The 15816-nt window shown below is 36.1% G+C and carries 16 protein-coding genes and 1 tRNA gene; 13 read left to right on the forward strand and 4 right to left on the reverse strand.

The features are described from left to right. Positions 1-8 precede the first annotated feature (8 nt). Positions 9-1328: a glycoside hydrolase family 32 protein gene (locus HT711_RS02390; RefSeq protein WP_173249717.1), complete on the forward strand. Its 1320-nt coding sequence runs from the start codon at positions 9-11 to the stop codon at positions 1326-1328. A gap of 298 nt (positions 1329-1626) precedes the next feature. Here HT711_RS02390 and HT711_RS02395 read toward each other — a convergent pair whose 3' ends face one another. Continuing rightward, entirely contained in the window at positions 1627-1965 is a 339-nt protein-coding gene (locus HT711_RS02395) for a helix-turn-helix transcriptional regulator (protein WP_173233200.1), read from the reverse strand. A gap of 135 nt (positions 1966-2100) precedes the next feature. Between HT711_RS02395 and HT711_RS11400 the strand changes: the two genes are divergently transcribed. Beyond that, positions 2101-5151: an SEC10/PgrA surface exclusion domain-containing protein gene (locus HT711_RS11400; RefSeq protein ID WP_173233198.1), complete on the forward strand. Its 3051-nt coding sequence runs from the start codon at positions 2101-2103 to the stop codon at positions 5149-5151. A 104-nt stretch (positions 5152-5255) separates the two neighbouring features. Here HT711_RS11400 and HT711_RS02405 read toward each other — a convergent pair whose 3' ends face one another. Beyond that, positions 5256-6473, reverse strand: coding sequence for a hypothetical protein (locus HT711_RS02405; protein ID WP_173233196.1), 1218 nt, complete (start codon positions 6471-6473; stop codon positions 5256-5258). A gap of 513 nt (positions 6474-6986) precedes the next feature. Between HT711_RS02405 and HT711_RS02410 the strand changes: the two genes are divergently transcribed. The 6 genes from HT711_RS02410 (at position 6987) to HT711_RS02435 (ending at position 11810) form a co-directional block, all read left to right on the forward strand. Continuing rightward, complete coding sequence (locus HT711_RS02410; protein WP_060628694.1) at positions 6987-7283, forward strand: hypothetical protein; 297 nt, start codon at positions 6987-6989, stop codon at positions 7281-7283. 10 nt (positions 7284-7293) lie between these two features. Further along, the gene (locus HT711_RS02415; RefSeq protein WP_060628693.1) at positions 7294-7944 is read left to right on the forward strand and encodes a hypothetical protein; all 651 of its coding nucleotides are present in this window, start codon (positions 7294-7296) and stop codon (positions 7942-7944) included. Further along, complete coding sequence (locus tag HT711_RS02420; protein ID WP_173233194.1) at positions 7928-8662, forward strand: DUF87 domain-containing protein; 735 nt, start codon at positions 7928-7930, stop codon at positions 8660-8662. The genes HT711_RS02415 and HT711_RS02420 overlap by 17 nt, the downstream gene beginning before the upstream one ends. Before the next feature lie 311 nt (positions 8663-8973). Continuing rightward, the gene (locus HT711_RS02425; RefSeq protein WP_060628691.1) at positions 8974-10206 is read left to right on the forward strand and encodes a replication initiation factor domain-containing protein; all 1233 of its coding nucleotides are present in this window, start codon (positions 8974-8976) and stop codon (positions 10204-10206) included. 75 nt (positions 10207-10281) lie between these two features. Next, positions 10282-10623, forward strand: a complete 342-nt coding sequence (locus HT711_RS02430; protein WP_060628690.1) for a DUF771 domain-containing protein — start codon at positions 10282-10284, stop codon at positions 10621-10623. Between the two features lie 44 nt (positions 10624-10667). Then, on the forward strand, positions 10668-11810 hold the full coding sequence (locus HT711_RS02435; protein WP_060628689.1) for a site-specific integrase: 1143 nt from the start codon (positions 10668-10670) through the stop codon (positions 11808-11810). Positions 11811-11860: 50 nt separating this feature from the next. On the opposite strand, the gene HT711_RS02440 is transcribed toward HT711_RS02435, so the two are convergent. Both HT711_RS02440 and HT711_RS02445 read right to left on the reverse strand, forming a co-directional pair. Continuing rightward, positions 11861-11933 (reverse strand) — tRNA-Lys (locus tag HT711_RS02440). 264 nt (positions 11934-12197) lie between these two features. Then, a complete protein-coding gene (locus HT711_RS02445; RefSeq protein ID WP_164226089.1) occupies positions 12198-13469 on the reverse strand; it encodes a replication-associated recombination protein A in 1272 nt (423 codons plus the stop codon). Between the two features lie 307 nt (positions 13470-13776). On the opposite strand from HT711_RS02445, the gene HT711_RS02450 reads away from it, so the two are divergent. From HT711_RS02450 to HT711_RS02470, 5 genes are all read left to right on the forward strand, one after another. After that, a complete protein-coding gene (locus HT711_RS02450) occupies positions 13777-14001 on the forward strand; it encodes a hypothetical protein (RefSeq protein WP_225904797.1) in 225 nt (74 codons plus the stop codon). Continuing rightward, positions 13991-14239 (forward strand): hypothetical protein, encoded by a 249-nt coding sequence (locus HT711_RS02455; protein ID WP_173219539.1) that lies wholly within the window; start codon positions 13991-13993, stop codon positions 14237-14239. The genes HT711_RS02450 and HT711_RS02455 overlap by 11 nt, the downstream gene beginning before the upstream one ends. Before the next feature lie 136 nt (positions 14240-14375). Next, positions 14376-14555 carry a type II toxin-antitoxin system HicA family toxin gene (locus HT711_RS02460; RefSeq protein ID WP_001132279.1) on the forward strand — a complete coding sequence of 60 codons (180 nt, stop codon included), beginning with the start codon at positions 14376-14378 and terminating at the stop codon, positions 14553-14555. Between the two features lie 36 nt (positions 14556-14591). After that, complete coding sequence (locus HT711_RS02465) at positions 14592-15044, forward strand: type II toxin-antitoxin system HicB family antitoxin (RefSeq protein WP_173219580.1); 453 nt, start codon at positions 14592-14594, stop codon at positions 15042-15044. 292 nt (positions 15045-15336) lie between these two features. Beyond that, positions 15337-15807: a DUF3013 family protein gene (locus tag HT711_RS02470; RefSeq protein WP_000257122.1), complete on the forward strand. Its 471-nt coding sequence runs from the start codon at positions 15337-15339 to the stop codon at positions 15805-15807. The last annotated feature ends 9 nt before the right edge of the window (positions 15808-15816 follow it).

Here is a 15816-nt window from a genome sequence, read left to right on the forward strand (position 1 = left end):
ATATACTTATGATAAATAAAACATTTACAGTAGAAAAAGCCAATCGTTTTATAGCAGAAAATAAACATCTCGTAAATACTCAATATAAGCCTGAAGCACATTTTTCAGCTGAGATTGGTTGGATCAATGATCCAAATGGATTTGTCTATTTTCGTGGAGAATACCATCTCTTTTATCAATTCTATCCATATGATAGTGTTTGGGGGCCTATGCACTGGGGACATGCTAAAAGTAAGGACTTGGTAACTTGGGAGCACTTGCCAGTGGCACTTGCTCCTGACCAAGATTATGACCGCAATGGATGTTTCTCAGGTTCTGCCATTGTCAAGGATAATCGCCTCTGGCTCATGTACACTGGACACATCGAAGAAGAAACCGGTGTTCGTCAAGTGCAAAATATGGCATTTTCAGACGACGGGATTCACTTTGAAAAGATTGAACAAAATCCAGTTGCAACAGGAGCAGACTTGCCAGATGAGTTGATTGCTGCTGATTTCCGTGATCCAAAACTCTTTGAAAAAGATGGACGCTATTACTCCGTAGTAGCTGCCAAACATAAGGATAATGTGGGCTGTATCGTTCTACTAGGGTCCGATAACCTAGTAGAATGGCAGTTCGAATCCATCTTTTTAAAAGGGGTAGAACATCAAGGATTTATGTGGGAATGCCCAGATTACTTTGAGTTAGATGGGAAGGATTGCCTTATTATGTCACCCATGCGTTATCAGCGTGAGGGAGACTCATATCATAACATCAACTCATCGGTTTTGTTCACGGGTAAGGTGGATTGGGAAGAAAAACGTTTTATCCCAGAATCAGTTCAAGAAATTGATCATGGTCAAGACTTCTATGCTCCACAAACATTGTTGGACAATCAAAATCGTCGTATCCTGATTTCTTGGATGCAGACATGGGGGCGTACTCTTCCAACCCATGACCAAGAACACAAGTGGGCATGTGCCATGACTTTACCTAGAATTCTAAGATTGGAAGATGGCAAACTAAGACAATTCCCTGTTAAAAAAGGCCAATATCAAATCCAAATAGATAAAGATTGTCAATACCATTTAGGAAATGATACAGATTATCTTGAATTTGGTTATGACAGTAATGCGCAGCAAGTTTACATTGATCGTAACCATCTTGTTCAAAAAATTCTAGGTGAAGAAGAACAGGATACTAGTCGACGGTATGTAGATATTGAAGCTAAAGAATTGGAAGTTGTTCTAGATAAAAATTCCATAGAGATTTTTGTCAATCAAGGTGAAGCAAGCTTGACTGCAACTTATTACCTAACAGTGCCAGCTGAGCTATCACGAATCGATTAAAAATTAAGTAACTTCTCCTAAAGAAAAATCTCTTTCTATAAATGTTGAAAGAGATTTTTTTGTTTGATTAGATAGTAGAAAAGGCGAAAAGATGCTTATATACTTGAGGAGGAAGCCGTTTGAGACAAGAAAAAAAGCCTTGATGTTAAGGCTTTTCCTGTTGTATTTAGATGCCCCCTACAGTCGATTTAGAGTTCAAATAAGTAAAAATGAGTAACAAAAATATTGATAAATCAAGGTTTTGCCACTCTCTAAATTGCCTGTAAAAATAAAAGGTAGAACAAAAGTAGAACATTTTTTATCTTATTTCTTTAAGGATAAGTATCAAGGCATCTAAAACTCGGGAGCGTTGTTCAGTTGGAAGAGTTTTTAATTCATCAACAAGTAGAGAAATTTTGGGGTCTTCTTCTTTTAATTGTATATCAAAGAATGTATCTAAATCTACTTCTAAGGCTTCCATTACTTTCTCTAGCGTTTGAATCTTTAAGTTAGTTGAAAGATTTTCTAATTTGTAGATATAATTAGTACCCAAATCAGCCATCTCTTCTAGTTGTTCTTGAGTATATCCTCTTTCTAAGCGCAATAGACGGATTCTTTTAGAGATGTAATCTTGAAGATTGGTTTTGTTATTTGTCATGTAGTACCTCGCTACTTACATGATACAGTCAAAATGGTACAAATTTTAGACTTTTTAAAGTTATTTTACACATAAATAACCTTTAAAGGTTGTTTTGTGGTATAATAAGTTTATAAAGAAAAAAGAGGAAACAATATGAAAAAATCAACAATCGCAATGACAGCAGCCGCAGCTGCTACAGTTTCTCTATTTAACACAGTAGGCGCAGAAGAAGTCGCTCCAAAACCAGTGAATGTGGAAGCACCAAAGGCGGAAGTTGTGGAAACAACTGCTTCTGCGGTAGCGACAAAAGAAGAAGTTGCTACAAAAGAAGCAGAAGCTAAAAAAGCGGATCAAGCTGTAGCGGAAGCCACACAGGCGATAAAAGACGCCAAGCGTGCTACAAATGAAGCAGATTCTCTTGTCAATGAGAAAACAGAAGCTGTGAAAAAAGCAGAGGATTTTGCGAAAAAGGCAAGCCCAGCAGTTATTACAGAAGCTGAGAAAGCAGTTACTAAGGCAGAAGCAGAAGTTCCTGCGAAAGCAGAAGCGGTTAAAAATGCAGAAACAAAAGCTACAGAAGCAAACCAAGCGGTATCTGCACAAGAAGCAGTTGTAGCAGAAAAAGAAGCTACTCAAGCTACAAAAGAAAAAGCACTTACAAGTGCCACAGAAGCGGTTCAAATCGCCACAGACGCTGTTAATGGCAAAGGTTTGGAAAATGCCAAGGAAGCCCAAAAAGAAGCCGTAGAAGCCGAAAAAACAAGCAAACAAGCGCAAACAGATGCAGAAACTGCTCTTAAAGAAGCAGAAACAGCAAATCAAGCTACAAAAGCGCAAATTGAAGAAACAAAGGCAGAGATTGCTACAAAAACTCAAGCGGTATCGGATGCCAAAGCAGAACAAGAAAAGGCAGACAAAGCAGTAACAGGCCTAACTGCTGAGTATAACCAAGCGGTATCTGCTTTGAAAGCTATTCAAAATACAAAACAAGGTACAATTACTTTAGCTCCTAAGTTTATTGAAGCTGTAAAAGCTCGTGTAGCTCTCTTGAAAGCAGTTGAAAATGGAGAATACAACGATCGTTTAGATGAAGTTCCTGTTAAGTTTAAAGAAACTCGTGCAGAAATTCTGAAAACTCAATTGGAAAATGCTCAAATCAATCATTTTGTACCTGTAGAATCTGATTCTAAAGATACTAAGAAATATGATTTGAATAATCTACCAGAAGATTTTAAACGTGATTTGACTCTCTATGCAGCAGACCTAACAAATCAAATGCGTCGTCAACTTGGTTTGTCTGATGTGAAAGTGACTGAGGATTCATTCCATTTTGCAGATAAAATTGCACGTGAATACGAAAAAGATGGTGTTACCCCTGAGTTGCTAGATAGCTACCGTGCTAAGAAAAATGGTCATGGACACTATGCTATCGGTATCAATAAAGTTGCTAAAGAGTATGGTTTGAATGATGGCATGTCTGAAACTGACCGTAAAGAGGGAGAAGGTCGAGGGCTTCAAAGTTATGAGAATTCAGTAAACTTTATTGAAACTAATCCTAAGAAGAAGTCTGAATTAGAATACTTAACTAAGTCAGAAATTCGTACTAAACTCTATGAGTCTTTGGTTATGTTTGTATCTACAGAAAATGATTATGGACATACTCGTGGTACACTTGGTTTTGAAAAAGGTGACACTACTCTTTATTACGGAGGTTTTGGTGCTAGTCAAGTAGCAGGTATGTATACTTTGCACACAGTACCGGGTATCCCAGAAACATTCATGGCTAACTCAACTTTTAGTCGTACAGAAGTGGAAAATCCATATACTAAAGCTAGAGACACAGATAGTGTTAAAAAAGCTGAGGCTTTGGTAGCTACTAAAAAAGCAGAAAAAGCACAAGCAGAACAAACTCTTAAAACTGCTAACCAAACTGTAGCTGAAGCAGAGACTGCATTGCAAACTGCAAACTCAAACTTGAAAGCACAAGAAGCTAAGTTGGTAGATACAGTAGCCTTGAAACAAGCTCTTCAATCTGCTACAACCACTCATAATCAAGCCGTAGTCGCTCTTTCAAATGCCAATGCCTTGGTTGCTACCTTGTCTGCTACAAAGGCAGATAAAGAAGCGAAGTTGGCAGAGTTGAAAGCAACTGCAAAACAAGCAGAGAAAGAATTTAACCAAGCAAAAGAAGAAACCAAAGCAGAGAAAGCAACTCTTTCTTCTCTTCAAGCAAAAGCAGAAGAAGCTACTCAAGCGGTATCTGTTGCCAAAGAAGCACTTAACCAAGCAAAAGCACAAGTTGTTTCTTCAAAAGAGTTGGTTCAAGATTTGAAAGTTGCTGTCAAAGAGCTTGAAACTCGCAAGGCAGAGTTGAAAGATGCAGAAGAAGCGCTCAAAGAAGCAAAAGCAAACCAAACAACTGCACAAGAAGCACTTGAAGCAAAAGAAAAAGTAGCCAAAGAAGCGCATAAGGCTTATGCAGTAGCAAAAGCAAGTTATGAAGCAGAGCAAGCTCGTCTTCAAGCAGAAGAGTTGAAGAAACATCCTGTAACAGAAAAGGGTATCCCTGAAGTCCGTCCAGCTCTTCCAGAGTACGTACTTCCAACAACTCCATCTGTTCCTAGCGTTCCTGTAGCTCCTGTAGCTCCTGTTCTTCCAACAACTCCACGTGTTGAAGTTCCTGTTGTAAATAACAATGGTGGGGTGTTTGGCCAAGATAAAGCCAAAGTAGATGTAGTTGCCAAACAAAAAACGGAAACTAAGACTGCAAAAGATTCTCAGACTGGTAACTGGATTGAGACAGCTGGTCGCTGGTGGTATCAGCATGAAGATGGTTCATACACTACTAATGGTTGGGAACTAATCAAGGGTACATGGTATTACTTTGACAATACAGGCTGGATGCAAACTGGCTGGGTCAAAACTGGTGGCTCATGGTATTACTTGAATGAAACAGGTTCACTGGCTACAGGCTGGGTCAAAGACAATGGCACATGGTACTATCTTAAAGATAGCGGTAAAATGGCTACTGGTTGGGTAAAAGATAATGATACATGGTATTACCTTGATAGCGCTGGAACTATGAAAACAGGCTGGTTTACAGTTTCTGGTAAATGGTACTATGCCTATAGCTCAGGAGCTTTGGCAGTGAATACTACTACACCAGATGGCTATACGGTCAATGCCAATGGTGAGTGGGTATAAAGACAAAATTGTAATAATAAAAAGAGAGAGCGATTGCTCTCTTTTTTGAATTTAGTAGTAAATTACGTTAAGTGATATGATTATAAAAATAAATATTTTAATAATTATTTATTGTTTTCTCCATCTTTAATTATGCTTATCAAACCCATCTCTCTCATATATACTTCAAAATCTTCCATACTCATCATATGTTCTATATATTCAATTATGCTTGTAAAACCCATCTCTCTCATATATACTTCAAAATCTTCCATACTCATCATATGTTCTGTATATTCAGTTATGCTTGTAAAACCCATCTTTCTCATATATACTTCAAACTCTGCCTCTTCATCTATAATAGCAAGTAAATAAGTTTTAAACTTGATAAGTAATTTATGGGGTGAAGGTGATTTAATTTCTGTTTGAAGTGTATCATTAATCTGATTAATTACATTAGAGGTTAAAAATTTCTTATTTCTTATCTCTTTAGGTAATTTATTTTGTAGTTTTGGTTCTAGTTCAATTTTTAGGTATTTTTTAAGATTAAAAACTAGTTCAAGTATTTCCACTAGGATAAGGAGAGACTGTGTAGGGAGTATATTTAAAAAATTATAGATTGTATTTAGTGATTTTTCTTTATTAAAAGATGCACTATTAAAATCTTTACTAGACTCAACATTTTTAAAGTTTTCAATTAATCCATCAATTAGCTTAGCCCATGATTTTATATCTAAGTCTACTATTGTTTGATTGGTATCAAGAAATAAATGTAGTGTTAGATTTTTTCCAGATAATTCAGAAGAATATTGAATAATAGAATTAGATATTATTTCCAAATTCCTTGGTTCTAATTCTTTAAAAAATGATTGCAGTAAATCTAGTTTATCACTTCTATTTATAGGATAACTGAGACTTTTTTGCAAATCGGTTAATCCTTCATAGATACGAAATTCATCGAACAGTTTGAAAGACGTTGGTATGTTACGTATATGTTTTATGTAAACTTCCTTTGTTGTTCTCGTTCTAACTTTATTTTGGAAATTTTTAGAACGTTGAATCCAGTTATATAACGTTTTTTCAGAATTCGGAGCATCTCCTTTAAAATATTCATCAAGAAATGCTTTATCCGTCAGATCTTTATTGTCTTCTCTCAGTATTCTGACTATAGTATAGAAAATATTGATGTTGCTAATAAATTTAGAAAATAATTCGTTGTTTTCTAAATTACGGTAGTTACTTTTTTTTTTCATCTTATTGACGAAGTGATTAAGCAAAATTCTATTACTTTCATCACTTCTATATAGTAAAAATTCATTAAAATTATTTTCTTGGGAAATCATGACCGATACTCCTTGTTTATTATTTTGATTATCATAACATAATCTGAATTGAATGCAATGTAAAATAAGAGAAGTATTTTTATATAAATAAATTTTTATTTTACTGAATCGCGTTCTTGTTTTGGGTTAAAATAAACTTTTAAAATACATTTAGCGTTTTACACAATCTATAGTAAAGAGGATGTGGTTAATATGAAGTAGAAGAACTATATAATTTCACTAATACGTGCTTCTATATAATAGAATGTTTTGATTATAACATAAGCTGAATTGAATGCAATGTAAAATAAGAGAAGTATTTTTATATAAATAAATTTTTATTTTACTGAATTACGTTTTTGTTTTGGGTTAAAATGAACTTGTAAAATACATTTAGTGTTTTCAAGATTTATAGAAAGGATGTGATTAATATGAAGTAGAAGAGGTATGTAATTTCGCTATTTTCACTACTATGTGATTCTCTACATATATTAGTAGAAATGTTAATGAATAGAGATAGAAAAGAGAACAATCATGAATTGTTTAACATTACAGACAGCAGGTTTACTACTTGGTGTCTCAGATAGTAAAGATTTTGAGACAGCTGTTGTAGTTGGTGCGACTTTCCAGATTGGGAGCCGGACAGCAAATGGAAGGTTTACAACACATTCAATTAAAGTTATGAATGTAAATGCTAGCGACTTTATAAAGTATTTAGATAGTGTAGTTACATTAACACTTTCAAATACTACAATTAGCTCGTATATTTCAGGGAATAGTGCTTCTTTATCAATTAAAGCAGACTCTGTAAAAGTCTCTCAAGCCAGCTGAGGTACTTAATATGTTTAAAAACAAGTATAGAGTAGCAATAGATTATTTCAAAAAACGTACAGAGTTAGAGAAGTTTTTACTAATTCTTGTGTCGTTAGCTTTATTGATTAGCTTTATTTATGCTTTACCAGCTATTTTGGATCTTTTATTAAAAATGGTTGTTTTACTGCTTATAGCGTTACCGTTTGCTGTGTGGGTTGGTTTGAATACAAAACGAGAAGAAGTTTACTATGATAATAGCAAACTCTCTCTGTGTTTCAAACAAATTGTAAGTAGATTGGATTCAGACTCTAAAAATCGTTATCTTTTTCAAAAATGGCAAGCAGTTCGAGCGAGCAAGAAAAAAACTGCAAAAATTATTGAAGTAGTGTGTGTGACAGATTCAAATGTAAAAGACTTCAACTCTAATGAAGTTGAAGCTCAAATAAATATTTATTTGTCAGAGTTTCTTGAAAATCATGCTATGACATCAACAAACGCTGAAAGCTTTTCGTGTCAATCAGTAGCAGTAGCCGAGTATAATAACGTGAACTATCTATTTATACGCTTTTTGCTTGCTGTTAATGGGAATGAAGCTAGTTCTTTCAAGAAAGAATTAGATGTATATAAAGCTAAACAAGAAAAAATAGTGCAGGTAGAGGATAGTGATTTCAGTAATTAATGCTGTACTAGATGCTGAGTTATTGAAGAGAGGAATTCACTTTCCTCTCCCAATAGATGTAAAAAAACCACATTTAGCAATTTTTGGTTCGAGTGGAAGCGGTAAGACATATGCAAGTCAGTTACTACTTGCAAAAGCAGTTTTGAGCTCTGCAAAATTAGTTGTCGCAGACTTCAAAGGAGATTTAGAGTTTTCATTTCTTGAGAATCAGGAGAATTTTTATAGATTTGAAAGAGTAGGATTGTTCTTTGATTTTGTATCTGATACTTTGCTGAAAAACAGGCAATCTGGACAAGATGAAAGTAGAAGTCTAATCATATGTTTTATTGATGAGATGAGTGCGTATTTTACGATGCTAGAAAAGAAGGAACGTGATACTAGGATTAGACAACTTTCAAGGATTTTGATGCTTGGTAGATCTTTTAATATTCATGTTTGGATTAGTCAGCAAAGACCAGATGCGGAATATTTTGGTAAGTCGAGAGAAAATATACATAATATTCTACTTCTTGGGTCATTCAGTAAAGAAGTATTAAATATGTTAATAAGCGATGAGAAAGATGTAGTAAATCGTAAACATTCTAGAGGTAGGGGATATCTCATTAGTTCTGGAGAAGCAACTAAAGAAATAGTTGTTCCGATTTATAATGTAGCTAAAGTTCAGAGCAAGATTTTAGAGGGTATGTATAAGAGTAGTGAGGCAGTTGACTCTGAGTAGCCCGTGGCGAAGCAGAATGTCTTACTGCCTCGCTCGGCTCTGCCGAGCAGTAGGGGGATATGTAATAACCCCCGTTCCATTGTCACCTAAATTCTTTGCTTTAGAAATCCCACTTTAGGGAAAGAACTTCTCTCTACTTTAAAAAGCTCTCAAATCAAGTCTTTTCGTACTTGATAAAACTTAGGGTGCTTATTCCTTGAAATAGTGGAATAATTAAAATATAGAAATTTCGCTACTCAAGTAATAGTTAACAAAAATAATCCACCGCCTTGTTAATTTTCACTTATTAGGCGAACTGAAAGAAGGAGATTATGTCTTATAAAAATGAAATTGAAGAGTATCTTCAAAAAAACAATAACCGCAAGCCAGTCATCATGACTAGTATCGATGAAGCTACGTTTGTCATCAAACCGACAGAAGATACTGTAGGAGAATATCCAGATAATTGGCATCAAATTGCTTTATCTCTATCTGAAACAGTAGCAGAAAAGCTATCCCTCCCAGTTCTATTTGGAGATTATATTCCACTGAAAACCTCACCAGCAGGCTATACTGACGGCTTTACCTTTCAGAATCTCCCTTATTACTTTGCGATTGCTTGGCATCAAACTAATTTTACTATGGGAATTATCCTGAAATTTTCTGCATCGGCTTTGTCTCACTATAAAGCCTCCTATCAAGACTATTATAGTGAAGCAATTGACGTTCACAATATAGCACAACTGCTGTACGCTGACTATTATGACTTGCGCCTCTCTCGTATTGACCTTGCTGTTGATTACTTTAATTATCCAATGTCTGTCAGTGAGCTTTACCAAAGTATGAAAGGTAAGCGATATATCATTACCAATCACAAGGGACGTAAAAATGTTTCTAACATTAGCGCTCAAGAAGTAAATGGTCAGGCGCAAACGATATATATTGGTAGCAAGAAAAAGAATGTAAATGCTCTGTTGCGGATCTATAACAAGTATCAGGAACAATTAGACAATCAAGGTCGCTATATGCACTTAACTAAGTATTGCAATTCTTGGGTCCGTATGGAAGCTTCTTACAAAGGAACTTATAGCAATCAAATACTAGCCTTACTTCTTGATATTGATAGCCCTCAAGATTTGAGCAAGCTCATTGTTAATAAAATGATTGACAAGTATTGTTTTCATGACACCAAGACTGGTCAACTGTTGCCATTCACTAGTGATTTACTTAAAGGATTTGGTAGCTTCCCAGAGCTTGAATCCTTAAACTCTCGAAATAATGATTTATTAGCAACCATTTCTTATTTGTTAAAAGGTAGCGGATTTTATCCACTTCTAAAGAAAATTGAGGAAATTTGGGGTACGCAAGCCCGTAATCACTTTATCATTAGGCTAATTCAAGAGTATGAGTGGAACTACCTACCAAACCAAGATGTTGAGCTATGGATTAACAAATTTGGTTCAGAGCTCTCTCAATTAAATTATAAAGAGTATTTTGAAGATAGTTTTAATTTATTCTATCAAAAAAACAATATTACTCCGAAACGACCTAAAAATAAAGAGTAATATTGCGTGAAAAATAGTATAGGGATGATTTTCACCATCTCTATACTATTGTCTCATAAAAAAGGAGAATTTTCTATGACTGAGATAAATAAAATTACTGTTGATTTAATCAATATAGAGATACAATTGCCAGAAGATAAAATTATCGTTGATAGAAAAGAATATGATAATTTACAACATAACTCTTCTCAAGGTAGGTATATGACCTTATCTGATGTTCTACAACTTTTATCAGTTTCAAGACCGTGGTTACTTGATAATGTATTGTATAACCCAAAAATCCGTAGAGAAATTGATGTTGAATTAAATCCAAATGGGTTTGTTAAATATCCTGAGAACCAAGGTGGACGCTATTTCTTTTTGGCGAGTAAAACAAAACAATGGTTTGAAGAAAACTTTAGAGAAATTATGATATAATAGCCTTGGCAAAAACCTTGGTTATCTAATGAAAGAGGTAACTATTGGCAACTTTTAGACAACGTACAAAAGGTGGTACATGGGATTATAGAATTGTAGATAGTGACAAAAAACTTGTTGCATCAAAAGGTGGTTTCCGAACGAAGAAGGAAGCAGAAAAAGAAGCTTTAGCTATCGAATTGAAGTTGATGTCAGGTGCAAAAATTAATTCGCAAGCTAGTTTATATGAGTTATGGGAAGAGTGGTTTGATGTTGTTGTAAGACCACTTGGAAAAAGTGAATCAACGCTTTTTAAGCATATGAAGAGAGGGGACTTGATAAAGGAACTTTTTCAAGATAGATCGGCAACTTCTATTCGTTTTAGTCAATATCAACGAGCTTTAAATTCGTATGCTGAGAGGGTTACAAAAGATACTGTAGCACGACTAAACTCAGAAATCCGAAAAGTCATTCAGTTTGCTCAACGTGACCAATTAGATATAGTTGATTTTACTGATGGTGCGATTATTTCAGGGATGAAGAAAAGCAAGACAACAGACGAAAAATATATTGATAATATTGAAGACTATTATAAGATTTTAGTTCATTTAAAAAGTCATCTTAATTACAGTAAATCTGTGATTCCTTATCTTTTGTTTGTTTCCTTTAAAACAGGGATGCGTTTCGGAGAGATTTTAGGTTTAACTTGGGATTGCGTTGATTTTGAAAATCAAGTAATTCACACTTATAGGCGCTACTATAATTATAAATGGAGACCACCCAAAACGGATACATCTGTTCGAGATGTACCTATAGATGAAGAAACATCTGAGGTTTTGAAATTATTAAAGAAAGAACAAAAGATTGTCTATAAAAATCAAGGGATTAAGGAAAAAGAAAATTTCCTCTTCTATGATACTGTGTATGGAGTTCCTAGTAACAATGCTGTAAATCAAAGTTTACAAACGATACTAAAAAAACTAGAAATTTTTCCATATAATTTAACTGCTACGGGTATAAGGCATACTTATGCTAGCATGTTGCTTGCAAAGGGAATTGATATCTGGGTGGTTGCTCATGTAATGGGTCATAAAAATATAAAACAGGTAACAGAAACATATGGTCATCTTTTAAAAGAGAAGAAAGAAAAAGAACATCAGATTATTCGAAACCTTTTAAGTGAGTATCCGTTGGTAGAACAAAAGTAGAACAGATACGAAAAAAAGCCTTTAGAATAAGGCTTTTAGGCACTAAATTATGCCCCCTACAGGGATCGAACCTGTGACCCACGGATTAAGAGTCCGCTGCTCTGCCAGCTGAGCTAAGGAGGCAAATAAAAAAGCTGTATTGGTGCCGAAACTTCACGGTTTGTATTGAACCCGCGCAATTAAGCAGGTGGGCAACTCGCTCTAACTGAAGCTGTTTCCGTGTGAGACGGCCTACATGCTGTTAGAAGACTTTTGTTTCCCTAATAATACAAAAAATAGTCGGTCAACACTTAAGTGTGAAGTCGTACACCACAGCGTTTCTATGTTTATATGATACCACTTTTTCAAAAAAAATCAAGAGGAAAGTGCAATTTTTTGAAAAGGATTTCAGATTTTTCGCAAACGGTCGATAGCTTCCTTTCTTTGAGCCAAAGCCCGTTCATATTTACCAGTATCTTCTGCTTGGAAATAGTGATGATTGCGAATTTTTTCTGGCAGATAGTCTTGCTTGACCCAATTTCCAGGATAGTTGTGTGGATAGAGATAGTCTTGGGCATTCCCCAGTTCCTTGCTTCCACTGTAGTGCCCATCACGCAGGTGTCGCGGAATGGGCAAATGACCTGATGTTTTGAGGTCGGCAAGTGCCTTATCCATAGCTAGATAGGCTGAGTTGGATTTTGGAGAAAGGGCCAAATCAATGACGACATTGGCAATGAGAATGCGGGCTTCTGGGAAACCAATCCTTTGTGCAGCATCCAGAGCAGTCACGGTATGAATCTGGGCTTCAGGGTTGGCCAAACCGATATCTTCATAGGCGATAACGGTCAAGCGACGAGCGAGACTTGGCAAATCACCAGCCTCAATCAAGCGGGCAGCATAGTGAAGACTGGCATCAACATCTGAGCCACGGATAGACTTTTGCAGGGCAGATAGAACGTCATAGTGACCATCTCCATCCTTGTCCATGGTAATATAGCTCCGTTGCAGGCTATTTTCCATGATGTCTAGAGTGATATGGCGGATGCCCTTGTCATTCTCAGGGGTAGAGAGAACTGCCAAATCCAGTGAGTTAAAGGCAGAGCGCAGGTCTCCGTTTGTAGAGGTGGCAATGAAGTCCAGCGCATCCTCATCTAGTTCTACTGGAAAATCAAAACCACGTTCAGGGTTATTTAGAGCTATCTGTAGGGCCTCTTTGACGTCTTGGTTAGACAGAGGTTCCAACTCAAAAATTTGAACACGACTACGAATGGCAGGAGTGACAGAAAAGAAAGGATTTTCAGTCGTAGCGCCAATCATGATGACTAGTCCACTTTCCAAGAGTGGCAGGAGGAAGTCTTGTTTGGTCTTATCCAGTCGATGAATCTCGTCTAGTAATAGGACGAGACCACCAGAGAATTTAGCCTCTTCCGCAATTTCTTGCAGTCGCTTTTTACTATCAACTGTCGCATTGAAAGTTCGAAAGGCATACTTAGTAGTCCCAGCGATGGCTGAGGCAATACTGGTCTTGCCGATTCCCGGAGGTCCATATAGAATCATGGAGGACAGGCGGTTGGCTTCCACCATGCGGCGGATGATTTTTCCTTGTCCGACCAGATGTTCCTGACCGATGACCTGGTCGATGGTTTTAGGGCGCATGCGAAGCGCGAGATTGTCTGGCATAGCAGTCCTTTCTAACGTGGATTTTAGTGTCATATTTTTTGAGCAGTATAACTCACCAAATGTATCTTACTATGTCCATTCTAGCCTATTAGTTGTGATATTTCAATGTTTTTGTAATATTCAGGATGTGAGATAGAATCTTTTTGACTATTTAATTTAATGAGGAGAGGTATCAGCATGAGAGATTTGATTTTCCTTAAAACTCAAAATATGATAGTTGAGTCTAAAGAAGTGGAATTGCTGACTTGAGAAATAATATTGCTAAATGTTATTGCATGAACTATAATGAAAAGAGAGGTGATAAGCAATGGAAAGAATGGAATTACCAAGTCAGGAAATTTTGATTTTTACAAAACAAATTCGTCATTGGATTCTTAGTGATCAAGTTATCTCAGGAAAAAGACAATTTTTCTTCCGTGAAGATACTCCAAAAGAGATTTTAGATTTGTACGAAAACATTAAACCTAAACTTGATTTTGCTTACCAAGAAGTTCATTTTAATCATAATGGGTCGAAAAAATATGAAAAATAGAATAATTGATGTTTTTAAAGTAGTAAATCGTCTCCTTGTAATAATTGTTGAAAATCCTGATTTGAAAGACTTGAGAGTTAATCAGTTTGTAAAAATTGGAGATAAAAAGTATAGGGTACGCAGTGTTCCTATGATTCATTCAACTCCGCCTCAGTCTGTCTTAAATCGAGATACTTTAACAATTGACTATACAGATGATGAATTGCTTGATAAAGAAGCAGTATTTACTACTCATTAGAAAAATAGGTATGAATAAATTGGCTTCCCTTAGAACCACATCTAGGGGCTTTTATGTATAAGAGAATAATACGTATCCCTTCTTTACAATACGTGTAGCACGTGCTATAATAGTGTTGTCAGGAGGTAAAAGCGCTATGCCTATGACACAAAAAGAGATGGTCAAACTCCTTACGGCCCATGGTTGGATAAAAACCAAAGGTGGTAAAGGCTCCCATATTAAAATGGAGAAGCAAGGGGAAAGACCTATCACAATCCCTCATGGTGAGCTAAATAAGTACACTGAAAGAGGGATAAGAAAGCAAGCTGGGTTGTAAAATTCAGCCCCTGCTTTTTGATATGGAGGTAGTGAGATGTTAGTTACGTATCCAGCTTTATTTTATTATGACGATACAGACGGAGCAAAAGCGACTTATTTTGTCCATTTCCCGGATTTTGAATACTCAGCTACACAAGGAGAGGGGATTTCTGAGGCTTTGGCTATGGGTTCGGAGTGGTTAGGCATAACTGTTGCAGATTTGATAGAGAGTGATGGAGATTTGCCCCAGCCGTCAGATATCAATAGCTTGTCTTTAATTGATAACGATCCATTTAAAGATGATGAAGATTTCGTGTCAACCTATAACCTTGATAAATCTTTTATTTCTATGGTGTCTGTTGATGTATCAGAATACCTAGGAAGTCAGGAACCAATTAAAAAGACCTTGACCATACCAAGATGGGCAGATAAGTTGGGACGAGAAATGGGACTTAACTTTTCTCAGACTTTGACAGACGCTATTGCAGATAAGAAAATACAAGCATAAGATTAAGTGTGGTATCGTGGGAATGGTCAATAAAAAAGCACATCTAATTGTGCTAGTTACTTGTCCATTGATTTTATAGATTTCTTAGCCCTTTCGAGGGCTTTTTTGTGTTGAGTTTTTAGAAAAAATAAGGAAATCAACCGTTTAAGAAAATCACTGATACCAAGGGTTTAAATGAGGTAATATGGTATAATTAGGACATAAAATAATTTTGTGGTAATATGGTAGTATCTATTTTAGCATATTTCCGAGCAATCGGGGCGATTTAAGAGTCGCATAGAAAGAGGACAAAATGGCAACATACGGATTTTTAGATGTTTTAGAGGAAGAGTTGGAGAAGAACTTTCCTTTTGACTTTGAGATTAGTTGGGACAAGCGTAACCACGCGGTTGAAGTGAGTTTTCTATTGGAAGCGCAAAATGCTGCAGGTGTGGAGATGGTGGATGAAGATGGAGAGGTTTCATCAGATGACATTCTCTTTGAAGAAGCAGTGCTTTTTTACAATCCTGCCAAATCAACAGTCAATGAGGAAGACTATTTGACTGTCATCCCTTACCTACCTAAAAAAGGATTTTCTCGCGAATTTTTAGCTTATTTTGCGCTATTCCTTAAAGATACTGCCGAGGTTGGACTAGATGCCCTCATGGACTTTTTGGAAGACCCAGAAGCAGAAGAATTCGTCATGGAATGGAATCAAGAAGTCTTTGAAGAAGGAAAAGTTGGATTGGAAGAGGGAGAGTTTTATCCTTATCCGAGATACTAGGAGTTGGTT

It is taken from the genome of Streptococcus sp. 1032 (assembly GCF_013277015.1).
GTDB lineage: Bacteria > Bacillota > Bacilli > Lactobacillales > Streptococcaceae > Streptococcus.

What these genes read in the sequence shown, in the direction of transcription:
- HT711_RS02390 (WP_173249717.1), top strand. Translation starts at nt 9, where the DNA reads ATGATAAATAAAACATTTACAGTAGAAAAAGCCAATCGTTTTATAGCA.
- HT711_RS02395 (WP_173233200.1), bottom strand. Translation starts at nt 1,965, where the DNA reads ATGACAAATAACAAAACCAATCTTCAAGATTACATCTCTAAAAGAATC.
- HT711_RS11400 (WP_173233198.1), top strand. Translation starts at nt 2,101, where the DNA reads ATGAAAAAATCAACAATCGCAATGACAGCAGCCGCAGCTGCTACAGTT.
- HT711_RS02405 (WP_173233196.1), bottom strand. Translation starts at nt 6,473, where the DNA reads ATGATTTCCCAAGAAAATAATTTTAATGAATTTTTACTATATAGAAGT.
- HT711_RS02410 (WP_060628694.1), top strand. Translation starts at nt 6,987, where the DNA reads ATGAATTGTTTAACATTACAGACAGCAGGTTTACTACTTGGTGTCTCA.
- HT711_RS02415 (WP_060628693.1), top strand. Translation starts at nt 7,294, where the DNA reads ATGTTTAAAAACAAGTATAGAGTAGCAATAGATTATTTCAAAAAACGT.
- HT711_RS02425 (WP_060628691.1), top strand. Translation starts at nt 8,974, where the DNA reads ATGTCTTATAAAAATGAAATTGAAGAGTATCTTCAAAAAAACAATAAC.
- HT711_RS02430 (WP_060628690.1), top strand. Translation starts at nt 10,282, where the DNA reads ATGACTGAGATAAATAAAATTACTGTTGATTTAATCAATATAGAGATA.
- HT711_RS02445 (WP_164226089.1), bottom strand. Translation starts at nt 13,469, where the DNA reads ATGCCAGACAATCTCGCGCTTCGCATGCGCCCTAAAACCATCGACCAG.
- HT711_RS02450 (WP_225904797.1), top strand. Translation starts at nt 13,777, where the DNA reads ATGGAAAGAATGGAATTACCAAGTCAGGAAATTTTGATTTTTACAAAA.
- HT711_RS02455 (WP_173219539.1), top strand. Translation starts at nt 13,991, where the DNA reads ATGAAAAATAGAATAATTGATGTTTTTAAAGTAGTAAATCGTCTCCTT.
- HT711_RS02460 (WP_001132279.1), top strand. Translation starts at nt 14,376, where the DNA reads ATGCCTATGACACAAAAAGAGATGGTCAAACTCCTTACGGCCCATGGT.
- HT711_RS02465 (WP_173219580.1), top strand. Translation starts at nt 14,592, where the DNA reads ATGTTAGTTACGTATCCAGCTTTATTTTATTATGACGATACAGACGGA.
- HT711_RS02470 (WP_000257122.1), top strand. Translation starts at nt 15,337, where the DNA reads ATGGCAACATACGGATTTTTAGATGTTTTAGAGGAAGAGTTGGAGAAG.